General features: G+C 73.8%; 8 protein-coding genes. 3 read left to right on the plus strand and 5 right to left on the minus strand.

Annotated elements, in window-relative coordinates; translation table 11 throughout:
- The 3 genes from HW577_RS18730 to HW577_RS18740 all read right to left on the minus strand — a co-directional run.
- The coding region (locus tag HW577_RS18730; RefSeq protein ID WP_198377662.1) for a BatA domain-containing protein at positions 1–331 on the minus strand (331 nt) is incomplete at its 3' end.
- Positions 331–1,182 (minus strand): DUF58 domain-containing protein, encoded by an 852-nt coding sequence (locus HW577_RS18735; RefSeq protein WP_198377663.1) that lies wholly within the window; start codon positions 1,180–1,182, stop codon positions 331–333. The genes HW577_RS18730 and HW577_RS18735, both read right to left, overlap by 1 nt.
- 99 nt (positions 1,183–1,281) lie before the next feature.
- A complete protein-coding gene (locus HW577_RS18740) occupies positions 1,282–2,286 on the minus strand; it encodes an AAA family ATPase (protein ID WP_198377664.1) in 1,005 nt (334 codons plus the stop codon).
- Positions 2,287–2,392: 106 nt separating this feature from the next.
- On the opposite strand from HW577_RS18740, the gene HW577_RS18745 reads away from it, so the two are divergent.
- Together HW577_RS18745 and HW577_RS18750 are read left to right on the plus strand one after the other, a co-directional pair.
- Entirely contained in the window at positions 2,393–2,980 is a 588-nt protein-coding gene (locus HW577_RS18745) for a DUF1285 domain-containing protein (protein ID WP_408639540.1), read from the plus strand.
- Entirely contained in the window at positions 2,977–3,603 is a 627-nt protein-coding gene (locus HW577_RS18750) for a CoA pyrophosphatase (RefSeq protein WP_332837763.1), read from the plus strand. Before HW577_RS18745 ends, HW577_RS18750 begins: the two co-directional genes overlap by 4 nt.
- Here HW577_RS18750 and HW577_RS18755 read toward each other — a convergent pair.
- The gene (locus HW577_RS18755; RefSeq protein ID WP_198377665.1) at positions 3,594–4,565 is read right to left on the minus strand and encodes a sodium-dependent bicarbonate transport family permease; all 972 of its coding nucleotides are present in this window, start codon (positions 4,563–4,565) and stop codon (positions 3,594–3,596) included. The two genes, HW577_RS18750 and HW577_RS18755, sit on opposite strands and share 10 nt — an antisense overlap.
- 212 nt (positions 4,566–4,777) lie before the next feature.
- Entirely contained in the window at positions 4,778–5,662 is an 885-nt protein-coding gene (locus HW577_RS18760; protein ID WP_198377666.1) for a LysR family transcriptional regulator, read from the minus strand.
- 95 nt (positions 5,663–5,757) lie between these two features.
- Between HW577_RS18760 and HW577_RS18765 the strand changes: the two genes are divergently transcribed.
- Positions 5,758–6,162 (plus strand): hypothetical protein (locus HW577_RS18765; protein ID WP_198377667.1); only part of this gene is annotated, 405 nt, incomplete at its 3' end.

The raw sequence follows: 6,162 nt of genomic DNA on the forward strand, positions 1-6,162 counted from the left end.
CCGGCCAATCGGGCGCGGCCGCCCAGCCATCGTCGATCGCGACCAGAAGCGGGCCCTCGCCCCCGCCGCCCGCCTGCGGCTGCCAAACCGGCCGCGCGAGGCCGAGCACGAGCAGCGCCGCCGCGGCCAGGCGCAGCAGCAGCAGCCACCAGGGCGTGCGGTGCGGCGTTTCCTCCGTCGGCGGCAGGTCCCGCAGCAGGCGGATCGCCGGGAAGGCCTGGCTGCGCGGCGCGGGCGGGGAGACGCGCAGCAGCCACCACAGCAGCGGCAGCGCCGGCAGCGCCAGCAGCAGCCAGGGGGCGGCGAAGGCGAGGGGGCCCAGCTGCCACATCAGCCCGGCGCCAGCCTGCGATGCAGCGCGAGCAGCGCGCCTTCCGGTGGCTGGTCCGTGCGATGGGTGGCGAAGGACCAGCCGGAGCCGGCGGCGATGGCGGCGAGCCCCTCGCGGTGCCGGGCCAGCCTTTCCTCATACAGCGCGCGCACGCCCTCGACGCGCGGCACCAGCGCTTCCTCCGTGAAGCCCACGCCTTCGAAGCGGATGCGGCCGGTGAAGGGCAGGGTTTCCTCCGCGGGGTCGAGCACCTGCAGCATGTGGCCCCGGATCGACCGCGCCGCCAGCGCCGCGACGCGATGGCGCGTTTCCTCCAGCGGGGCGAGGAAATCGCCGATCAGCACGGCCCGGGCATGGCGGGGGATGCGGCCATCCTCCGGCGCGGTGGCCTGGCGGGGCAGGGACTGCGCCAGCGCGGCAAGCGCGCCCCGGCCGGAAAACGCGCGCGGCAGGCCGAACAGCCGCACCCTTTCCCCGCCCCGGAACAGCAGCGCCGACAGCGCGAGGACGAGCAGTTCCGCCCGCGTCCGCTTGGAGGGCAGGTCGCGCTCCGACCGCCAGGCCATGCCTTCCCCGCCCTGGCACCACAGGGCGACGGTCTGCGCCGCCTCCCATTCCGTCTCGCGCACGAACAACCGGTCCGACTTGGCCGATTGCCGCCAGTCGACCCGCGCCGCGGCGTCGCCGGGCAGATAGGGGCGGAACTGCCAGAAGGCGTCGCCCTGGCCCGGGCGGCGCCGGCCATGGACGCCCTGCATCACCGTCGAGGCGACGCGCTCCGCCTGCACGACCAGCGGCGGCAGTGCCGCGCCGAGCGATTCGGCCCAGGGGACGATGACGGAGGCGGTCATGCGCGACCCAGCTCGAGGGTCCCAAGGGCCTCAAGCCCTTGGCGGGGTGAGGTTTGGAGAGGGGCGGCGCCCCTCTCCAAGGCGATGTCCCGCGCCACGCTACGCGATGCTCTCCTTGAGCGCGTCGATCACTTCGGACAGGTGGATCCCGTCCGCCCGCGCCGCGAAGGTCAGCGCCATGCGGTGCCGCAGCACGGGTTCGGCCAGCGCGATCACGTCGTCCACGCTCGGCGCCAACCGCCCGTCGAGCAGCGCCCGCGCCCGCGTGGCCAGCATCAGCGCCTGCGCGGCCCGGGGCCCCGGCCCCCAGGCAAGATGCTGGCGCACCGCATCGAGCCCCGTGGTCTCCGGCCGCGCGCCGCGCACCAGCTTCAGGATGGCGTCGAGCACCTGTTCGCCCACCGGGATGCGGCGGATCAGGCCCTGGGCGGCGATCAGCTCGGCCCCCGTCATGGCCTGGACCGGCCTGGCTTCCCGCGCGCCGGTGGTCGCCAGCAGCATGGCACGCTCGGCCGCCGCGTCCGGGTAGCCGACCTCGATTTCCAGCAGGAAGCGGTCGAGCTGCGCCTCGGGCAGCGGATAGGTGCCTTCCTGCTCGATCGGGTTCTGCGTGGCCAGGACGTGGAAGGGGCCGGGCAGGGGGTGGATCTCGCCCCCGATCGCGACCCGGTGTTCCTGCATCGCCTGCAGCAGGGCCGATTGGGTGCGGGGGGAGGCGCGGTTGATCTCGTCGGCCATCAGCAGCTGGCAGAAGATCGGGCCTTTCAGGAAGCGGAAGGCGCGCTTGCCGTGCGCATCCTCCTCCAGCACCTCCGAGCCCAGGATGTCGGCCGGCATCAGGTCCGGCGTGAACTGCACGCGCCGCGCATCGAGGCCGAGGACGGTCCCCAGCGTGTCGACCAGCTTGGTCTTGCCTAAGCCCGGCACGCCGACCAGCAGCACGTGGCCGCCGGCGAGGAGGGTTGTCAGCACACGCTCGACGACCAGCTCCTGGCCGAAGATGACGCGGCCGACCGCTTCGCGCACCCGGGCGAGGCGGGCGCCCAGCGCCTCCACCTCGGCAACCAGGGCTGCGGGATCCTGTGGCTCGGCCACTTCACTCATGCGGGCAGGGCTCCCTATATGACGGTGGTGGAGGCGCGCCGGCCGATGCCACCCGAGGTGGAATTACCTCGCATCGGCCACGCTGAGTGCAAGGGCGACGATGGGCATGACGGTCCACGGCATGGAAAAGGGCGGTTGTTCGGTGCCCCCGGCGGGGACCGTGCTGGCGCGCGCGAAGATGGATTGCGGCAACTACGCCATCCGAATCGCGCGCGACGGCACCTGGTACTATCGGGGCAGCCCGATCAACCGGAAACCCCTGGTGTGCCTGTTCGCCTCCGTCCTCAAGCGCGGGGAGGATGGCGGCTTCTGGCTGGAGACCCCGGCCGAGCGCGGCCGGATCGAGGTGGAGGACGCGCCCTTCCTCGCCGTCGAGCTGTTCTGGCGGGATTGCGACTGCGGCTGCGCCGTCCCCCAGCAATGCCTGACCTTCCGCACCAACCTCGACGAGCTGGTGACCGCCGGCCCCGCGCACCCGATCCGCGTCCATCTCGACCCCGCGACGCGGGAGCCGCGGCCCTACATCCTCGTCCGCCCGGGGCTCGAGGCGCGGATCAGCCGCGCGGTGTTCTACGAGCTGGTGGCGCTCGCCCAGCCCGAGACGGTGGAGGGGCGCGAAGTCCTCGGCGTGTGGAGCGAGGGCGTGTTCTTTCCCATCGACGAGGTGCCGGCGATGGACCTGGCGGCGGAGTGAGCGGCCCGCTCGCCGCGCCGCCGCTCGACCTCGCCACGCTCGCGGCCCGGCTGGCGGATCCGGGGGCAATCCCGCGCGACCGTCCCTCCCCGGAGGAGGATCTCGAACGCGCCGCGCGCACCGGGGGGCGGATCGTCCCCGCGGCGGTGCTCGTGCCGCTCATCGCCCATCCCGAACCCACGGTGCTGCTGACGCTGCGCTCCGCGCGGCTGAATTCCCATGCCGGCCAGGTCTCCTTTCCCGGCGGGCGGATGGAGGAGGGCGAGACGCCGGAGGAGACGGCGCTGCGGGAGGCGGAGGAGGAGGTCGGGCTGGATCGCGCGCTGCCGCGCATCATCGGCCGGCTGCCCGCGGTGCTGACGGGGACGGGATACCGCGTGACGCCCGTGGTCGCGCTGCTGACGCCGCCCTTCGACCTTCGCCACGATCCCGGGGAGGTGGAGGAGCCCTTCGAATACCCGCTCGCCCGGCTGCTGGACCCCGCCGCGCCGGAGCGGCGGCGCCAGGAATTCCGCGGCCGCATGCGCGAATTCTGGGTCTGGCCGCATGAGCGCCACTACATCTGGGGGGCGACGGCCTCGATGCTGGTGACGCTGGCGGGCGTGCTGCGCGATCAGCGATAGAGCCACGCCGCCACCTGCCAATACATCGGCAGCCCCAGCAGCAGGTTGAACGGGAAGGTCACCCCCAGCGACGCCGTGAGGTAGATCCCCGGGCTCGCCTCGGGCAGCGCCGCGCGGCAGGCCGCCGGCGCGTCGATGTAGGAGGCCGAGGCGCAGATCGCGCCCAGCACGAAGGCCCCGCCCTGGCTCAGCCCGATCGCCTGGCCGGCGACCACGCCCACGATCCCCCAGACCACCGGCGAAGCGATGGCGAAGACCGTGAGGAACCGGCCCACCCGGGCGAAGTCCCGCATCTGCCGCGCCGCCGTCATGCCCATCTCCAGCAGGAAGATCATCAGCACGCCGCGGAACAGCCCCTCATAGACCGGGCTGATCTGCCGCCATTGCGGGTCGGTCGCGAGCGCGCCGATCATCATCCCCCCGCTCAGCAGCAGGATGCCCCGCCCGCGCAGCGTGTCGGCCGCCAGCGCGCCGAGCGACATCCCGCCCCGCGCCCGCCCCATCGAGATGCGCGCGAGCAGCAGGGCGACGATCACGCCCCATTCCATCAGCGCGACCACCGCCGGCATGAAGCCTTCCGCCGGCATCTCCATGGCGCGCGCGAAGGCGACCGCGGCGAAGAAGGTGACGGTGGAGACCGAGCCGTAATGCGCCGCGACGGCCGCCGCGTTCTGCACGTCGAAGCCCGCGGCGCGGCGCAGCAGCAGGAAGGTCGCGACCGGGATGGCGAGGGTCAGCGCGACGCCGGCCGCCAGCAGCGGCGCGACCTCGGCGAAGGGCACCTGCGCCAGTTCCCGCCCGCCGGTCAGCCCGATCGAGAACAGCAGGTAGATCGAGATCAGCTTCAGCACCGGCTCGGGCAGTTCGAGCTCCGATCGGATGAAGCCCGCCACCGCGCCGAGCGCGAAGGCGAGCACGATGGGCGAGAGCAGGTTGGTGATCAGCAGGTCGAAGCCCGGCATGGCGGCGTGTCCCGGTCGGTGGTGGCGGGCGCTTCTGCCGGGCGGATTGGATTTGCGGAAATGAGTTTTTCCGCCTGCCATGATATGGAACGCTTATGACTGGCAGTCCGAAAGGTGCGGCTCCGACCTGCCGAGGCCTGCCCTGCGTCAAGCCTCGCCGCATGCGCGGCGGCGTCCGTCCGGCCGCAGCGCAGGCCCTCGGCCGATGGCCCTCACGACATGCCGGCCGCGCGGGCGAGCCCCTGCTCCACCGCCCGCGCCAGCGCCTCCGCCGCCCCCGGCGCGCCTTCGCGCTGCAACAGGCAGATCACCGTCTCCTCCAGCGGCGGCAGCCCCGCGCGCGGGGAGATCGGCGCGAGTCCCGGCGGCACCAGCGTGCGCGGCAGCACCGTCACGCCGAGCCCCGCGCGCACCGCCGCCGCCGCCCCGGCCAGCGACGGGCTCGTATAGACCGTCTCGAAGCCCCGCCCGGCGGCGGCGAGCGCCTGTTCCGCCCGTTCCCGGTAGACGCAGGGCGGGGGGCTGAGTACGAGCCGCAGCGGCGCCTCCCGCGCCGGCGGCCGCGCGCCCTCCGCCCCCACCCAGACCAGAGCTTCCCGCCACACCGCCCGCGCGCCCGGATGCAGCCGCCCCGGTGCCTGCTTGATCACCACCAGGTCGTAGGCGCCGGCCTCGATGCCCTCGACCAGGCGGCGCGTCAGTTCGCAGGCGGTCGAAAGCCGCACCGCCGGGTGGCTTTCCACGAAGCGGGCGAGGATCGCCGGCAGGAAGGCGGTGGCGAAGTCCTCCGGGCTGCCGAAGCGTACCTCCCCCGCCGCGTCGGTGTCGGACAGGCGCTCCGATGCCGCGTCGAGCAGGCCGAGGATCTCCCGCGCGATCGGCAGCAGCGCCTCGCCTTCCGCCGTCAGCGCCACGCGGCGCCGGTCGCGCAGCAGCAGGCGGCGGCCGAAGGCGTCCTCCAGCCGGCGCAGTTGCAGCGTCACGGCCGGCTGGGTGCGGCCCAGCCGCTCCCCGGTGCGGGTGAAGGACCGCGTCTCGGCCAGCAGCAGGAAGCAGCGCAGCAGCGCGGTGTCGAGGTCGGTGGGACGGCGGGTCACGGGCGCAGACTATGCGCCCTTCCGTCTTGCTGTCGCCGGCCGCCGACGCTGCCTATGCTGGCGTCTCACGCAAACGAGATCCGGGAGGACCACCCATGGCCAATAGCATCGCCGCCGAACGCCGCCTGCTCGGTGACGATTTTTCCGTCGTCGAGGCCAGCCATTACCCGGCGCTCGAGGCGCTGTCGGCCGAAGACGCGCTCGCCCTCGCCCGCACGCTGCGCGAACATCGCGACCGGCTGCGCGGCATGGTGCATGCGAACCGCCGTGCCCGCCGCGGCAAGGGGGAGGCGCGGGCGAGCGCCGGCAACGACGCGGCGCTGGCGCGGCGCAAGCAGGTCTTCGCCGCGGCGCTGAAGCGGGTGAACCATCGGCTCGACATCCTGCACGGCGCGGCCCGGCGCGCCTGGCACGCGGCCGCGCTGCGGGATGTGCTGGCGCGCAAGCGGGCCGCTCAGCCGCATCACCCGGCGGCGGGCCCCGCGGCCGGGCAGGGGATG

It is taken from the genome of Neoroseomonas rubea (assembly GCF_016106015.1).
GTDB lineage: Bacteria > Pseudomonadota > Alphaproteobacteria > Acetobacterales > Acetobacteraceae > Neoroseomonas > Neoroseomonas rubea.

What these genes read in the sequence shown, in the direction of transcription:
- HW577_RS18735 (WP_198377663.1), bottom strand. Translation starts at nt 1,182, where the DNA reads ATGACCGCCTCCGTCATCGTCCCCTGGGCCGAATCGCTCGGCGCGGCA.
- HW577_RS18740 (WP_198377664.1), bottom strand. Translation starts at nt 2,286, where the DNA reads ATGAGTGAAGTGGCCGAGCCACAGGATCCCGCAGCCCTGGTTGCCGAG.
- HW577_RS18745 (WP_408639540.1), top strand. Translation starts at nt 2,393, where the DNA reads ATGACGGTCCACGGCATGGAAAAGGGCGGTTGTTCGGTGCCCCCGGCG.
- HW577_RS18755 (WP_198377665.1), bottom strand. Translation starts at nt 4,565, where the DNA reads ATGCCGGGCTTCGACCTGCTGATCACCAACCTGCTCTCGCCCATCGTG.